A 15,864-nucleotide genomic window follows, 5' to 3' on the forward strand; every position below is an offset into this window, starting at 1 on the left:
ACGCAGACCCACCGCATCGTAATCTTCACGCAATGCCAACGCTCTGCCCATTTGGATGTCTCCCCGGTGCAACATCCAGTGAATCACAGGGCGATCCAAAACGATACCCTAAAGAAATCAAATATGAGTCAGGGCATCCCAGAGTTGGTATTACTTGTCTGTTTGCGCAATGGGACTATCATTGCTTCCAGCTTCAGAAGATCCTCCAGCAGTTCGGGTGACATCAGCACACGCTCCTTCAGCACATCGGCCACCAGCCGGTTTTCAGCCAGAGCCTGTTTGGCGATGGACGCGCACAACTCATACCCCAGCACCGGCACAAAGGCGGTAATAATGCCAATACTGTTCTGCACCTGCTCCAGACAGCGTTCCTTGTTGGCATGAATACCGCGCACGCATTTTTCCGCCAGAACGTCGAAGGCGTTCTTCATCATCTGGATGGAATCCAGAATGCAGTAGCCCATGGCGGGTTCAAACGCATTCAGCTGGAGCTGGCCGCCTTCCGCACAGAATGAGACGGTAGCATCATGCCCGATCACCATAAAAGCCACCTGATTGACCATTTCCGGAATAACCGGATTAACCTTACCCGGCATGATGGAAGAGCCCGCCTGAGCCGCAGGCAGAACAATTTCGCCCAACCCGGCACGCGGGCCGCTGGACAGCAGGCGCAGATCATTCGCAATTTTGGAAATCTTGATAGCCAGCCGCTTCAGAACACTTGAGCAGGTCACAAACGCCCCGACATCCGACGTTGCTTCAATCAGGTTCTCAGCCTGCTTTAGCGGAAAGCCACACAGGTCAGACAAATGAGCCGTCACCAGTGCGCCATATCGTGGGTCACAGTTAATCCCAGTGCCAATAGCCGTGCCACCCAGATTGATTTCAGAAAGCTGCGGCACCACACCTTCAACTGCGGCAATTTCCTTCCGCAAGGTGCCCGCATAGGCCTTGAACTCCTGCCCCAGAGTCATCGGGACAGCATCCTGCAACTGGGTACGGCCTATTTTCAGGACAGATTTGAACTCGTCCGCTTTTTCCTCGAATGCATTCACCAGCTGTTTCAAAGACGGCAGAAAAGACCGCAAGGCAAAACAGACGGAAATTTTGACGGCAGTCGGATACACGTCATTAGTGGACTGAGACATGTTCACATCGTCATTGGGATGCAGATTGTCATACTGGCCGGCCTCAAGACCTGAGCCTAGAAGCCCGACATTGGCCACCACCTCATTGGCGTTCATGTTGGTCGAGGTTCCGGCCCCGCCCTGCAGCACATCAACTTTAAAATCGGACAAATATTCCGGCAGGTTTTGATTTATTTCCTGACAGGCCTTTTCAATCATCGCAGCCTTTTCTGGCGACAGATAGCCCAACTGATGATTAGCTGAAGCCGCAGCCTGTTTGACCAGAACAAGTGCTTTAATGAGATCCGGAAATTTTCCTATCGGCGTTCCTGTAACCGGAAAATTATCTATGGCACGCGCAGTATGCACCCCCCACCGCGCATGACGCGGCAGGACATAGGCTCCCAGACTATCCTGTTCAGTCCGCTGGTCGCTGCCTGCCTTCGGATCGACACTCTTTTTACAAGACATCAGGACACCCTTTCCGCCCGGATTTTCTCAAAAAAACTGCCGCAGACCTGTCACCCTATTCTGGTGAACCGATCTGCGGCAGCGCTCATACCCTTAGAGCCTGACCGAAAATGAATTGAGTGATTTCAGAAACTTATGGGGGGATGATTTTCAGTGTGAAGGCTACATAGGTATTTTATCCGCTCAATCACGAGATATGGTCATGAAGTCGGGGGCACGACTTCCCAGGCCTGACGGCTTTCAATTCAAACGAGGCTCAGTTTTCCGCCAAAAACCATTTAAAACGCCTTTTTGAGTCAGGCTCTTAAATCTAGCGTGTGCACCATCTTGGAACACTTAGCAGCGTTAAAAATCCAGAGAGGTTTTGACGTAATACATGCCACCGCTAAACCCATAAGGAGAATAGGACGCATATTTAGCCAAGCCCTGCTGCGTATTGGCAATAGAGTGCGGCACACGCGTCGGGCGCTTGTTCCCAACGTTATTGGCGCCCACACCAACAGTCCAACGCGGAAGAATTTTATAATCAACTTCGAGATTGGTGATGAAGCCCGGATTCTGCTGGAACGGCACAGCCCCCGCCCCGGTGGGCGCTGCCATATAGACAATGGACCCATAACGCAGTTCCTGCACGGAAGCAGACCACTTCCCGCGTGTCCAGTTCATGCTTATCTGTTCGCGGTTTTTTGGAGCGGAATGCAGAACCATCATCTTACTGTATTCATTCACCAGATCAGATTTTGCAGATCGGATTTCGTTATCCGAGAAATTGATCCCCATAGCAAAACGGAACTGACCAAGCTTTGCCGTGTGCAAAGTATAATCGGCGCTGAAGTCCCCACCAAATGTCTGCGTGTTATACAGGTTTGCATAATAAGAAAGCGATGTTGCACTTTCCAGATTTGCATTTTTCAGCAGTTCCAGAAGTTCAGAGTCATTCTGGTTGACCGAATAGGTTTTGGTGCTGCCCATTCTGCCGTTAATGGCAATATAATACAGGTTTCCTGTTACATGGAAATCATCAACCGGGGTTGCGTCAAAACCGATCGAATAGCTACGTGAATATTGCCCCTTCATGCTGCCTGCACCAAGATATTTGGCAATAGCGCTGCTGGCCGGAATCTGGTCAACCGTATAACCGGGATACGGGGCTGAATAGAAATAGGACAGTGCACCCAGCGTAGGAGGACGATAACCCGTGTTGATATTGGCGCGAATAGCCCAGCGTTTGTTGAAGTTATAGCGGGTACCAACAGAGCCGGTTTCAACTGTGGCAATATTATTATAACTGCCTACGCGACCGCCCAGCGTCCATTCCCACTTCTGGGTGACATAGAAGTCGAGATTGACATTGCCTTCATACACATCGCGGTTCTGGTAAGTTGCGGCCATTGGGACGTTACCCGGATGGTCAGTCGCCCCCATACCGCTCCAGGACGACGCCTCACCTTCAACCATCTGGAACGTATCGTGGCGATATTCACCACCAAACCGCAGATTGATCGGCTTGGGTGCCCAGTCTGGACGGAATGAACGGGATCCACGCAAACCAGCCGTCAACTGCGTGGCAATAGATGCACCGTCATAAAAGGACGTTTGCGTGCTACCGGGAATAGAAACGTTTTCGGAATTCGTGGTGCTGTAATTCTGTTTATCACGCGCGTAGGTCACGTAAGCATCCCACGCAAAACCAAACTTGCGTGCCTTGATGCCGTTATCGGTTTCAAAATCGAGCTGATCCATGGCGATGTAAGGCTGGTTGCCATCAGCATACAGATCAGGATTGATCCACTCATCCGAGCTGGTATTCGCACGGTAGGTTTCCGGCACATTGGCGCGTCGGTGTGAGAAGGTGGACGTGCTGTAAAAATTAAAGCCTCGCGCCAGGGGAACAGACATGTTCTCGCTGATGGTTTCCAGCGTGGATTTGGGAATTCCTAAGCCGCGCTGAACATTGCGGTTGGCTGTTTCATTTCTGGAATCATCAAATAGTCTGCCGTAAAAATCGCCGCCACGCGTTGTGGGAAGCTGATGAGAAACCTGAGCAGCAAGGTCAAGGTAACCACCCTTCCGGCCCAGAGCCATGCCGTAATTGGCAGAACCATCCAGAGCCTGACCATCCCCTGCGTAGTAACCGCTATTTTTAAAATTGATGGTGCCACCATGTGTATCATGCTTCAGCACAATATTCACGGCCCCTGCAATGGCGTCCTGCCCATACAGAGCAGAAGCCCCTTCTGTCACCACTTCAATATGATCAATGGCGGAAACCGGAATAAGGGAAATATCAGCCGGCTCACTCCCCCAGTTGGTGCCAGAGTTTGAATTAAAATTCGCGCCGATATGGCGACGATGGCCGTTAACCAGAATCAGCGTATCATCCGGGGACTGACCACGCAGCTGCATGGTCTGCACAAAGGAGCTTGCGCCACCGCCCGGAAGAGCCGCCGTTGTAATAGCCGGATTGGCCTGTGCCAGAGCAGAGAGAACGTTTGTCTGGCCGGTTTTCAAAAGCTCAGCACCCGTCACAACAGTCACTTGCGTGGTGCTGTGCTTAGGCGTGGCAGGCGAAAATACGGAACTGCCAGAATGACCACCGACTTCAATGGATTCTTCACCACCTCTCATTGGGGTCGGTTTTGCACGCGCACGTGTGAGGGCTGCTTTTACAGAAGTCGCTTTTGTCTTTTTCACAAAAACCTTCTGAGGCTTTCCTGTCGGTGATGCTGCACTTGCTGCAAACCCACTTCCTGCGGGAACAAGAGCACCGAACGCCACACTCGCGACGAGTGACAATTCAAATTTCGATATTCTGGCCATCGCATCACCCTGAAATCCGGTAGGATTAAGAAACTTATCTGGTTTCCTTATGATACGTTTCCGTTATGTTTTGGTGTCATACTGAATATTGATATGTTGCTTCCTAAAGGAATTTTCTGATTGGTTTAAAAATATAAGATCTTCTTTGCGACATAAAAAATCCCCCGCATGACCACAAATGGTCTTGCGCAGGTTTCATTTCCAAAAAACTCAATCAAAACGCAGCCATGAGCGACAATGTGTCAGATCAAACTCTTCCTATCGCCTTTTTTGGCCAGTGCTTACAGAGCAATAGTTTACAAAATCATTCCATGACAATCGGCTTACGCACGGTCATGAGGGAAATCACGCCAGCAACAATCAGAGCAACAGCGCACAGATACCACGCCATGTTGAAATTCCCAGTCCAGGCAACGATATAGCCCGTCAGAATCGGAGCCGTAAGGCCAAGAGCATTACTAAATGTCAGCGTTACACCGGTGACTGATCCGATTTTCTGGCCGTCCTGCAACATATCTGCAAGCATGGCGGTATTCGCCCCGTTCGCTGCAATCAGACAACAGAGTGAAAGGGATAAAACAGCCAGAATCGGCATTTCTTCATGAAAAAACGGAAGAAAGCCAATCATCGCGCTTCCGATAATACTGAACGCAACAATAAACCGCCGATGGCTGGGGTCAGAATTCTTGCGGAAAACAAAATGCTCTGCCATACGCCCCAGAAACACCGCTCCGATAGCACCCAGCACATAACACCCTGCCGTGCCACTTCCGGAGCCCAGAACATTCAGGTGCAATTCATGAATCAGATAGAACGGCACCCAGGACATCAGGAGAAAGTTCAGAAAATTCTGTGTGCACTGCACAACCAGAATGCCGCAAAATGTGGAAGAGCGGAACAGAGACAGTACCTCTGAAACGCGAATAGGGCGAACACGCGCCTGCGTGTCTGACTTTTCCGGATTCCTGTAAAGCAGCCACCAGGCAAGCGCCCAGATCAGCCCCACAACACCCAGCGCCATAAATTCAAACCGCCAACCCACTTTTGCAATCAGGTAGGCTCCGGCAATCGTACCGCCAGCAAGCCCGATCTGCATGCCTGTCAGCAGCACCGTCATGACGGTGCCGCGCTCCTGTGGTTTAGCCCAATTGCGAACGATGGTTGCACCCACACCAAATGTGGGAGCTTCCCCCACGCCCAGCAGCATGCGTGTTAAAATAAACTGTGTCACATTGCGGGTCATGCCGCCCAGAATCATCGCGCAGGACCAGACGGAAACAGCCAGACTGCCCACAAGGCGCGCGCCGACGCTATCCAGCAGAATGGTCGATGGTAGATTCAACACAAAATAAGACCAGAGAAAACTGGAGGACACCCATCCCATCTGGACAGATGAAAGAGAAAATTCACGGCCAAGGTCAGGCAGAGAAATGGAAAGAGCCGCACGATCTCCATAACTGATGACATACATCAGGAAAATCATGCCAAAAAATACGTATCGTGATGAGTCTGCGTTTTTGTTCATCGCTTGATTACCCTTCAAACCTTCTGCCTTGAAAGGCACCTGGGCCTCACACAACCCATCAGTCTTTTTTACGATAACGGAACATTACGATTACGCCATACCTTCGGTGCTTTTTTACAGATTTTTTAAGGTGTTCCTGAGGAAGATTCTGATTCTAAAATTGTTTTTTGCTTTGCCGGTCTTTCATGCCGCAGCATCCAGAGACCAGAGCCGATAATCAGCAAACCACCCACAAACATGGCGACACCGGGAACTTCCCCAAAACCCAGCCAGCCAATCAACGCTGCCCAGACCAGACCGCAATAAGCAAACGGGCCAATGGCGGAAACTTGTGCAGAGGCAAAGGCTTCCGTCTGCAAAACCTGTGCAATCCCAGCAAAAGCGCCCACGGCAATAAGGCAGAGTAAATCTGCGCGGGTTGGAATATGCCAGACAAACGGCAAGGCTGCAGCGGTGGCTGCCGTCATCAAAATAGCCTGCCACATGGCAATAGTTGTGCTTTTTTCCGTCGCGGAAAGCTGGCGGATCTGCATGGTTGTCAAAGCACCGACTGCGCCTTGCGCCAGCGCAACCGCATAAGCCCATGTTAGAACGGTGCCATGACTACCGCCAAGAAGCCCCTTCCCGGTTGCCACAACAACAACACCAACAAATCCGACCGCCACAGCAATCCAGCGCTGGACAGACGGCCGTTCATGCATGAGCGGGATCGACAGAAGAATGAGAAAAAGCGGCTGCGTGTAAGATAAAACCTGCTGCTCTGCCAACGGGAGATGTGTCACAGCAACAACCGTCATGATCATGCTGATCAACCCGACAACGGAGCGGATGACATGGCCGCCAAAGTGGTTGGTCTTCAGCACAAGGCCGCCTCGCAGCGCAATCACCACGACAAAGGGCAGAGAAAATAAGTTTCTGAAAAAGACGATTTCAACAACAGAGAGCGTTGAACCGGTAATTTTCTGCAGTGCATTGAGAAGAGCGGTAAAAAGTGTGGCCAAAGCCAGCAGATACGCACCACGCGCAAGATTATGTTGCATGGTCATTATCGTTCTTTTTCTGCCCCGGTCTTCTCAAAGTCTTTTATCCTCCAGCCGCCGCAATCTCACCACCCATCACAGCAATCTGTGAGGCAATCGCCTGCGCCAGCTTATCGGAACCCGGCGTGTCGCTATGCACAAGGATAGAGCGGGAGTGAATGGGCAGCGATTTGCCATCAAAAGTGGTCACGTTTCCGGTCTCAAGAAACTGCTTTACGCGTTCCTTGACTTTATCCAGATCGTGAATCACTGCGCCTTCCAGCCCACGTGGCACCAGTGCCCCATTGGCCTGATAAGCCCGATCCGCCAGAAAAAGGGAGCGCACCCGCAAACCGGCTTTTCTGGCAGCCAGGTCAATCGGCTGCCCTTCCATGGCCAGCATCACCAGATCAGGATCAATCTGCGCAATAACGCGGGCAAGACGGTCCGCCAGCTCCTGATCCGCATTGGCCATTGTGCCAAATGCTGCATGATAGCTGACATGGCCTACCCGTAGGCCATGACGAGCGGCAATCCCTTTAAGCGCACCAATCTGATAGGCCAGCATGGCTTCCATTTCTTCAGCGCTGACAACCATGGTTCGGCGGCCAAACCCCATCCGGTCAGGCAGGCCCGGATGGGCTCCAATGCTTACACCACGCTCTTTGGCGGCCCGCACAACGCGGTCCATAATCAGATGGTCACCCGCATGGAAGCCGCAGGCAATATTGGCCGATGAAATCACGTCCATCAGCGCGGCATCATCCGCAATCGTCCAGCGGCCAAAGCCCTCTCCAATATCGGCATTCAAATCAATTTTCATGATTTTTTACCGGCCTGACCGGCCTCCCTTCGCATAAAAGATTTTCTGTAAAGGGCAACATTATCCTGAAGATCCTGCAGATACGCCTCTTCATTCCGCATGGCCTGCAAACCTTCTGCATGGTCACAGCACTGTAATTGCACAAAACTGCCAATGCGCGCCTGAGCAAGACGCCACAAATCAGCTTCGATTACCGTGGCAATGCGCGGGTAACCACCGGCTGTATTAGCGTCCGCCATCTGAACAATCGGCTCGCCTGCCGGGGGGACCTGAATAATTCCGGGAATAACCCCGTAAGAACGCAACTCAACAGGATGCGTCAGCTTTAAAGCCCCGCCTTTCAGACGGTAACCAAGTCGGTTGCTTTGCGCTGTAATCTGCCAGGATGCGGACCAGAAATGGGCATGCGCTTCTTCCGTGAACAGGAAGTAGTCTGTTGCCGGAATAGCTCGCAGGGTCACGGTCTTTTCTTTTTCTTCGGCACACGCTGCGGGGAGTGCGCGCAAGGGAGGAACCGCCCCGAAGCCGTCCGGTATGCAACCCCCAACGCCCGAAAGCTGATCGCCCGCCTGCAGCGGGCGCCCGAGATAGCCTCCAAAGCCCCCACGCAACTGCGTGCTGCGAGAGCCGAGCACAACCGGCACATCAATCCCGCCACAAACGCACAAATACATCCGCGCGCCGACAGAAGGACGGTCGAGCGTCAGAACGCCCCCCCCCTGCGCCGTGGCGACTGACCATGGTTGAAGCGCACGCTCTCCAAGTTTGATCGTCCCTTCCCCGCCGGTGACAACAAAGCTGACAGCCTTGTCGAACCGCACCCTGAAAGGAAAGGTCTGCACTTCAAGACAGGCAGCGTCCGGTGCATTACCCAGCAAAATATTCCCGCAGCGCAGCGCCAGAGGATCCATTACGCCGGATGTACTCACACCCAGATGGCGATACCCAAAACGGCCCGCATCCTGCACACTGTTCAGCACACCGGTTTCAAGAACTGTAATCACACTTCAATACTTTCGGCATAAAAGCGAATCTGGTCACCCACTTCGAACAAGGCGGGCGGCTCGCGTTCCGGGTCGAACATCACCAGGTCGCTAAAACCGATGGAGTTCCAGCCATTCGGGCCTGTCAGCGCAGAAATCCCGGCCTGCGGCCCACCAATCGTAACTGTGCCTGCAAGCATTTTTAAGGATGGGACAGATTTACGCGGGGTTTCCAAACGCGGCTCCAGCCCGTGCAGATAGCCAAACCCCGGCACGCTCCCAAGCGCACATACTGTATAAAGGGGGGCCTGATGCAGCGTGATGACTTCCTGAGGAGACATGCCGCAATGCTCGGCAACGCGCGGAAGGTCTGACCCAAGCTCACCGCCATAACGGACCGCCACTTCAAACAGGCGGCCCTTGATGTGCTTCTCGGGCAGCGTCTCCCATGCCTTACGCAGCCAGCACGCCACCGTCTCCGGATTTTCCGGCGGGATGGAGAAAATCAGCATCAGATTGGTGACACCCGGCATGACTTCCGCAATATCCGGCCGTTCGGAACAGGCATCCATTAGCGCCCAGATCCGCCGCTGACAGGCCAGCGTAAACGCACCGGGCGCTTCAAACAGCATGGCCCGCGTGCCGATCATGCTGATGGTGGGCACCTCTGCTGAACCAGCAAACTGATCTACCTTCAGCGTAGTGATGGTTTCAGTCATGCGCGTAGGAACAATAGTGTAAAATGGCAGCCATCAAATAACATCCTGTGAGGTGCTCTGTATTGCGTCCGTAACGATACGGTTAGAAAGCGAACCCCTGCCAACATTATCTGCCTGTGATGACATACAATAATCTTATGACCACCCCGCCGCGCGGTGACATTGGATAATCTTATGACGCAAGACGGAACTGATCTTGGCCAATGGAATATTCCGTCTCTAAAGTTAAATGGCTTATTGAAGTCTGGCCTGCGCAGCAGGGCAGTTCCGGTCCATAGACATCAGGATATTTCATATCATGACGACACAGCCTTACAGCACAGCACTTGTTACCGGCGCCTCCTCAGGCATTGGTGCCGCGACCGTTCGTCGCCTGCGGGAACTGGGGCTGGAAGTGCATGCCGTGGCCCGTGACAAGGAACGCCTAGACAAGCTAGCCACAGAAACCGGCTGCATTGTGCACGCCGCCAGCGTGGCAGATCTGGACGCCATGGGCGCGATCTTCAAAGAGCATGAGATTGATATTCTCGTTAACAATGCCGGTCAGTCCCGCACAGGCAACATCACCAACACGACGGAAGAAGATATTGACGGGCTGGTGGACATCAATCTGCGCGCCGTCCTGCAACTGACCCGCCTGGCTCTGCCGGGCATGATTGCACGGGACCGCGGCCATATCGTCAACATCACGTCCATTGCCGGCCATTACGCGTTTGCCGGTGGCAACACGGTTTATCACGCCACTAAGGCTGGTGTGCATTCCCTCTCTCAGCAGCTGCGGTGTGACCTGTTCGGCAAGAACATCCGCGTGACGGAAGTCTCTCCGGCCCGCGTGCAGACAGAAGTCTTTGGCCGCCTGATTGGCAACATGGAAGAAGCTCAGCGTCGCTTCTTTGATGAATACGACTCCCTTCTTCCCGAAGATCTTGCGAATTCCATCGCTTTTGCCATCTCTGCTCCGCAGCGCATGAATGTCAGCTTCATGGAGGTGCTGCCCACCATGCAGGTTGTGGGTGGCCTGAACTTTGCAAAGAAACCGGCTAAATCCTGATAGCTATGGACACTCAAGCTCTCAAAGCGCTGATAGACCTGTTTGGCCGTGCTCCGCTCCGTGAGCTTGAGATTTCGGAAGGCGGCCAGACTCTTAAAATCACGCGTTCAGAACAGGGTGCCGCGGCTGCTGCCCCTGCTCCCAGCCGCCCTTCCGCATCGGTAGAACCGTCTGCAGGGCAAACCCCATCCAGCCCCGCTCCAACGCCTGCCCCCCCCCCTCAGGCAGAGCGTGTTGTGACCGCCCCCATGTATGGCACCCTCCACCTGTCTCCTTCCCCGGATACCCCGCCTTTTGTGGCGGTAGGAGACACTCTAAGCGTCGGACAGCAGATAGGTCTGATAGAAGCCATGAAAGTTTTCACCCCGGTCAAAACCGAGGTTGCTGGCCGTGTTGAGGTCATACTGGTGACCGATGGCAGTGAAGTTGAGGCCGATCAGCCTCTGATACGTCTGTCATGAGCGCCGTCCACCCTTTCGGGCGCGTCCTGATTGCCAACCGGGGCGAGATCGCCCTGCGCATTCAACGCGCCTGCCGCCAGCTTGGACTGGAAACGGTTGCTGTTTATTCCGAAGCAGATTCCCAGAGCCGCCACGTTTTGGAAGCAGATGTAGCGCTGTGCATTGGCCCGGCTTCTGCCGCCCGCAGCTATCTGGATGCCGATGCCATTATTCTGACCGCTAAGGTCACAGGGGCGACGGCAATTCACCCCGGCTATGGCTTTTTGTCGGAAAATGCCGACTTTGCGGAAGCTGTTGAAAAGGCCGGAATCACCTTCATCGGTCCGACGCCTGAATCCATCCGCCTGATGGGCGACAAGATTACCGCCAAGCAGACCATGCAGGCGTCTGGCGTGCCGTGCGTGCCCGGTTCGGATGGCCCCCTCCCCGAGAAAGAGCAGGACATTCTGGAGCTGGCTTCTGCGGTTGGCTTCCCGGTCATTGTCAAAGCCTCTGGTGGTGGTGGTGGTCGTGGGATGCGGGTGGTCTGGTCAGCCGACGAACTGATCAAGGCGGTTGCGCTGACTCGCAAGGAAGCGCAGCAGGCCTTCGGGAATCCGACGCTGTATCTGGAACGCTTCATGCAGAAGCCCAGACATATTGAAATTCAGGTGCTGTGCGATACCCATGGCAAGGCGCTCTGGCTGGGCGCGCGAGACTGCTCATTGCAGCGGCGGCACCAGAAAGTGCTGGAAGAAGCACCGCCGCCCGGCATTCCGCCCGAATTGATTGCAGAAATCGGGGCAAGTTGCGCTCAGGCCTGCCGCAATATTGGCTATCGCGGTGCTGGTACGTTTGAGTTCCTGTATGAAGACGGCATTTTCGCCTTCATTGAAATGAACACGCGCCTGCAGGTTGAGCATCCGATTACGGAAGAAACCACCGGTATTGATATTGTCTGTGCACAGATTGAAATTGCGCAGGGCAAACCGCTGGATCTCGAGCAAAGCGCTATCCACGCCACGGGTCATGCCATTGAATGCCGGATTAATGCGGAGGACCCGTTTTCCTTCGCGCCCTCTCCGGGCCGCGTCAGCCGCTGGGATGTTCCCGGCGGCGCAGGCATCCGTCTGGATACGCATATTGTCGCAGGGAGTGTTGTGCAGCCGTATTATGACTCCCTGATTGCCAAAGTCATTGCACGGGGTGCAACGCGCGACGAAGCTATTTGCCGTCTTAAAGTAGCACTTGCTGAACTGCAGGTTGAAACCATCCTGACCAACATCCCGCTCCATCAGGCACTCTTGTCTGATCCCGGATTTGTGGAAGGTGGCGTGGACATTCACCATCTGGAGCATTGGCTGGAAAAAAGGGAACAGTCCTGATGAACATGCCTTTATCTGTCCCGAATTTTGAAACTCTTCCGAATTCAGAAGCGGTTGTGCAGATCAGTCAATGGCTCAAGGACGCTGGCCTGAGCAGCCTTGAGTTGTCTAATGCCCATGGTACCCGTCTGCGTATCAGCGTTGGTGACTATGACCCTCCTGCGACCCCTTCCGCTGCGCTTGCTTCTCCCTCTGCACAGAAGCATCCGGAAAAAGCACTTTCCACCGACATTCCGGTAAAGGCTCCGTATTTTGGGAATGTGCTGCTGTGCAATCCCGTTACAAAGAAAGAGTTTGCACCGGAAGGCAGCTCTGTGCGGGCAGAAGATACCGTTGCTATGCTGCAAATTGGGGAACTGACGGTTCCTATTACAGCGCCACAAAACGGCACCGTGGCGCAGTTTATAGCAAAAGAGGGTGATCTGATTGGCTATGGTCAGACAGTTCTGACACTTCAGCCTGCCTGATTAACAAACGCTTTTCATAAAGCAGCCATAAGAAAACCCCGCCTATTCAGAGCGGGGTTTCTCATTATCCGGCAAACCTTGAAAGACTTGCCGGATTGTATGTTTCTTTTACTTCAAGCCTGCCACAAATCTGGCAATCCGCTCACATCCTTCACGCAGTGTTTCAACATCTGTCGCGTAAGAAACACGGAAGAACGGGCTCATGCCGTAGGCTGTTCCCTGTACGGTAGCCACCTGCTGCTCTTCCAGAAGACCCATGACAAAATCTGTGTCTGTTGCAATGGTTTTCCCACATTCAGAAACCTTATTCATGCAGGCACTGATATCTGCATAAACATAAAAAGCACCCTGCGGCTTGTGGCAACGAATGCCTGGAATGGCGTTCAGCAGACCAACCACCAGATCACGCCGGGTCTGATACTCCCGCGCACGGTCTTTCAGGAAATCCTGCGGGCCTTCCAGAGCGGCAACAGCGGCGGCCTGAGCCAGCGTATTAATGCCGCTGGTGGACTGCCCCTGCATGTTATTCATGGCGGCAATCAGCTTTTTAGGCCCACCACCATATCCAACGCGCCAGCCTGTCATGGCATAGGCTTTGGAGACACCATTCACCGTCAGAACACGATCTTTCAGGCGCGGCTCAACCTGTGCAATCGTGCAGAACTCAAAGCCGTCATAAACCAGATGTTCATAGATATCATCTGTCATAATCCAAACGTTTGGATGCTTGAGCAGAACGGCCGCAATAGCTTCCATATCTGCACGCGGGCAGCAGGTACCGGACGGGTTGTTCGGGAAATTCAGGATGACCCATTTTGTCCGCTCTGTAATGGCCGCTTCCAGATCATCCGCCGCAAGCCTGAAGCCGTTTTCTGCTTTGCAAGGAACCTGAACAACACTGGCCCCGGCCAAACGCGCCTGATCCGCGTAGCTGATCCAGTATGGGGTAGGCAGCACAACCTCATCGCCCGTATTGCAGGTCGCCATGATGGCATCAAAAATGATCTGCTTTCCGCCATTGGCAATCAGGACTTCATCCAGCGCATAATCCAGATTATTTTCACGCAGAAATTTATTACGAACTGCCTTTTTGAGCGCCGGTTTACCAGCCTGAGGCGGATATTTTGTATCACCCGCCCGTGCTGCCGCCACAGCAGCTTCCACCACATGCGGAGGTGTCGGAAAATCCGGCTCACCCGAGGAAAGACTAATAACCTTAATACCTTCGGCCTTCAGCGCCGTAGCTTTATCCGTCATTGCAGCAGAGGCTGATATGGAAATTCCGTTAAGTCGATCCGCTAAACCAAGCATCACACATTCACTCCGAGAACTTCTTTGATGCATGCGCACCCTAGAAGGCAGAAAATTATCAATATGAAATGAATTTATGCCTAATGACCATGCGGGAGATAGCATTGAAAAGCATCTACCCCCATACAAGAATTCTATGGCAAGAAATGACACGCATATCTTCATAAGATAGTCATCAGAAATCGAATCATAAATATTATAAACAAATATTATTTTATATTTTGACATTAATCTTCCTTTACAAGAAATAAAACTTATTAATCTTAATAGATATACAAATATATATTTAGCTAGAAATTTTTCGAATTTATTGACTGAACCGCCCCGGGTTTACCGGAGAGTTTTTGGTTCAATAGTCAGGCTGCTTTTTTATCATCGTTCAGGATTGTATAGAAGATCTCCTCGGCTTCGTTCGGCGTGACGTAACCGATGGCGCTGTGCAGACGTGTGTTGTTGTACCAGTCGACCCATTTCAGGGTTTCCCATTCGACCTGTCCGACGGACTTCCATGGGCCGAGGAACTTGATCACCTCTGTCTTGAACAGGCCAATGATGCTTTCGGCGAGAGCGTTGTCATAGGAATCCCCGACACTGCCGACCGAAGTATCGATGCCTGCCTCAGCCAGTCTCTCTGTGTATCGGATCGACAGATACCGGCTCCCCCGATCGCTGTGATGGATCAGTTGACTGGTCTCACCTGGCGCACGCTGACAGATGGCCTGGTTCAGGGCGTCGAGGACGAAGCCCGTCGTCATTGAGGTCGAGACGCGCCAGCCGACAATTTTGCGGGCGAAGACGTCGATGACGAAAGCCACATAGACCATGCCCTGCCAGGTCGACACGCAGGTGAAGTCGCTCACCCATAGCTGGTTCGGCATGTCTGCCACGAAGACCCTGTTCACCCTGTCGTCCGGGCAAGGTTGTGCCGTATCCGGGTTGGTCGTGATGACCTTCCTGCCACGGACAACGCCTTGTATTCGCATGGTCCTCATCAGCCTCTCCACCGTGCAGCGGGCAATGTCGTGGCCGCTGCGGCGTAACTGGTGCCAGACCTTGCGCACTCCATATCGGCCACCACTGCCGTCAAAGGGCATCTCTGATGGCTGCCATGTCCAGCCGATCCTGCCTCGCACGCTCCGAGGCCAATGCCGGATCACGTTCAACAGCCTTGAAAGCATAAAACGTCGATGATGCGATCCCCAAAACCTGGCAGACCGGCCCGACACCAAAGACGTCACGGTGATCGTCGATGAATGCGATCATTTGCGGAAGGGGCGGTCGAGCTCCGCCGCCGCGAAATACGCGCTGGCTTTCTTCAGGATCTCGTTGACTTGCCGAAGCTCCCGCACCTCACGCTCCAGTTCCTTGATCCGGTCCTTCTCGGCGCTCGTCAGCCCGCCGCGCTGGCCGGCGTCACGTTCGGCCAGCTGGCACCAGACACGCAGGCTGTCCGGAGAACAACCAGGCTTCGGTGCAATCGCCTTGTAAGCCGCATTGTCGCTGGCGTAGTCACCTCGGTGCTCTCGAAAAAGCCGAACTCCGCGTTCTCGAAGTTCAGCAGGATAGGCAGGGGTGAATTTATGGTTCGTCATAGGGCTCATCCTTTGAGTGTTTTACTCTCCGGTAAACCCGGAGCGGTTCATACAAACCGTTGATTGCTAGAACCTATGTGCCCAATTGCGCAGTCCGATTGACATGATGCGCCAAGGTTGTTCGACGATCT

The 15,864-nt window shown here is 53.3% G+C and carries 12 protein-coding genes, 1 pseudogene and 1 other annotated feature; of the genes and pseudogenes, 4 read left to right on the forward strand and 9 right to left on the reverse strand.

All coding sequences use genetic code 11. The annotated features are described in order from the left end of the window. Positions 1 to 128 precede the first annotated feature (128 nt). From LOC54_RS08280 to pxpB, 7 genes are all read right to left on the reverse strand, one after another. Complete coding sequence (locus LOC54_RS08280; RefSeq protein ID WP_279313354.1) at positions 129 to 1,598, reverse strand: aspartate ammonia-lyase; 1,470 nt, start codon at positions 1,596 to 1,598, stop codon at positions 129 to 131. Between the two features lie 345 nt (positions 1,599 to 1,943). Continuing rightward, positions 1,944 to 4,418, reverse strand: coding sequence for a TonB-dependent siderophore receptor (locus LOC54_RS08285; RefSeq protein WP_279313355.1), 2,475 nt, complete (start codon positions 4,416 to 4,418; stop codon positions 1,944 to 1,946). A gap of 304 nt (positions 4,419 to 4,722) precedes the next feature. Continuing rightward, positions 4,723 to 5,943: an MFS transporter gene (locus LOC54_RS08290; RefSeq protein ID WP_279313356.1), complete on the reverse strand. Its 1,221-nt coding sequence runs from the start codon at positions 5,941 to 5,943 to the stop codon at positions 4,723 to 4,725. 125 nt (positions 5,944 to 6,068) lie between these two features. Then, positions 6,069 to 6,983, reverse strand: a complete 915-nt coding sequence (locus LOC54_RS08295; protein ID WP_279313364.1) for a DMT family transporter — start codon at positions 6,981 to 6,983, stop codon at positions 6,069 to 6,071. A gap of 43 nt (positions 6,984 to 7,026) precedes the next feature. Continuing rightward, complete coding sequence (locus LOC54_RS08300) at positions 7,027 to 7,785, reverse strand: LamB/YcsF family protein (RefSeq protein ID WP_279313357.1); 759 nt, start codon at positions 7,783 to 7,785, stop codon at positions 7,027 to 7,029. After that, entirely contained in the window at positions 7,782 to 8,789 is a 1,008-nt protein-coding gene (locus tag LOC54_RS08305; protein ID WP_279313358.1) for a biotin-dependent carboxyltransferase family protein, read from the reverse strand. The genes LOC54_RS08300 and LOC54_RS08305 overlap by 4 nt, the downstream gene beginning before the upstream one ends. Next, the gene (gene pxpB / locus LOC54_RS08310; RefSeq protein WP_279313359.1) at positions 8,786 to 9,487 is read right to left on the reverse strand and encodes a 5-oxoprolinase subunit PxpB; all 702 of its coding nucleotides are present in this window, start codon (positions 9,485 to 9,487) and stop codon (positions 8,786 to 8,788) included. Before pxpB ends, LOC54_RS08305 begins: the two co-directional genes overlap by 4 nt. A 298-nt stretch (positions 9,488 to 9,785) precedes the next feature. Here pxpB and LOC54_RS08315 point away from each other — a divergent pair, with 298 nt between their 5' ends. From LOC54_RS08315 to LOC54_RS08330, 4 genes are read left to right on the forward strand one after another with little or no spacing between them, the layout of a single operon-like run. Further along, positions 9,786 to 10,538: an SDR family oxidoreductase gene (locus LOC54_RS08315; RefSeq protein ID WP_279313360.1), complete on the forward strand. Its 753-nt coding sequence runs from the start codon at positions 9,786 to 9,788 to the stop codon at positions 10,536 to 10,538. Between the two features lie 5 nt (positions 10,539 to 10,543). Further along, a complete protein-coding gene (locus LOC54_RS08320; protein WP_279313361.1) occupies positions 10,544 to 10,999 on the forward strand; it encodes a biotin/lipoyl-containing protein in 456 nt (151 codons plus the stop codon). Beyond that, the gene (gene accC, locus LOC54_RS08325; RefSeq protein WP_279313362.1) at positions 10,996 to 12,363 is read left to right on the forward strand and encodes an acetyl-CoA carboxylase biotin carboxylase subunit; all 1,368 of its coding nucleotides are present in this window, start codon (positions 10,996 to 10,998) and stop codon (positions 12,361 to 12,363) included. Before LOC54_RS08320 ends, accC begins: the two co-directional genes overlap by 4 nt. Further along, entirely contained in the window at positions 12,363 to 12,830 is a 468-nt protein-coding gene (locus tag LOC54_RS08330) for a biotin/lipoyl-containing protein (RefSeq protein WP_279313363.1), read from the forward strand. The genes accC and LOC54_RS08330 overlap by 1 nt, the downstream gene beginning before the upstream one ends. A gap of 108 nt (positions 12,831 to 12,938) precedes the next feature. On the opposite strand, the gene LOC54_RS08335 is transcribed toward LOC54_RS08330, so the two are convergent. Together LOC54_RS08335 and LOC54_RS08340 are read right to left on the reverse strand one after the other, a co-directional pair. Beyond that, positions 12,939 to 14,141, reverse strand: coding sequence for a pyridoxal phosphate-dependent aminotransferase (locus LOC54_RS08335; protein WP_279313365.1), 1,203 nt, complete (start codon positions 14,139 to 14,141; stop codon positions 12,939 to 12,941). 356 nt (positions 14,142 to 14,497) lie between these two features. Further along, a pseudogene (locus LOC54_RS08340) lies at positions 14,498 to 15,733 on the reverse strand (IS3 family transposase). Then, positions 15,330 to 15,446, reverse strand: a sequence feature (AL1L pseudoknot). (Overlaps the previous pseudogene by 117 nt.) Positions 15,734 to 15,864: the final 131 nt, after the last annotated feature.

This window comes from Acetobacter sp. AN02, from assembly GCF_029759835.1.
GTDB lineage: Bacteria > Pseudomonadota > Alphaproteobacteria > Acetobacterales > Acetobacteraceae > Acetobacter.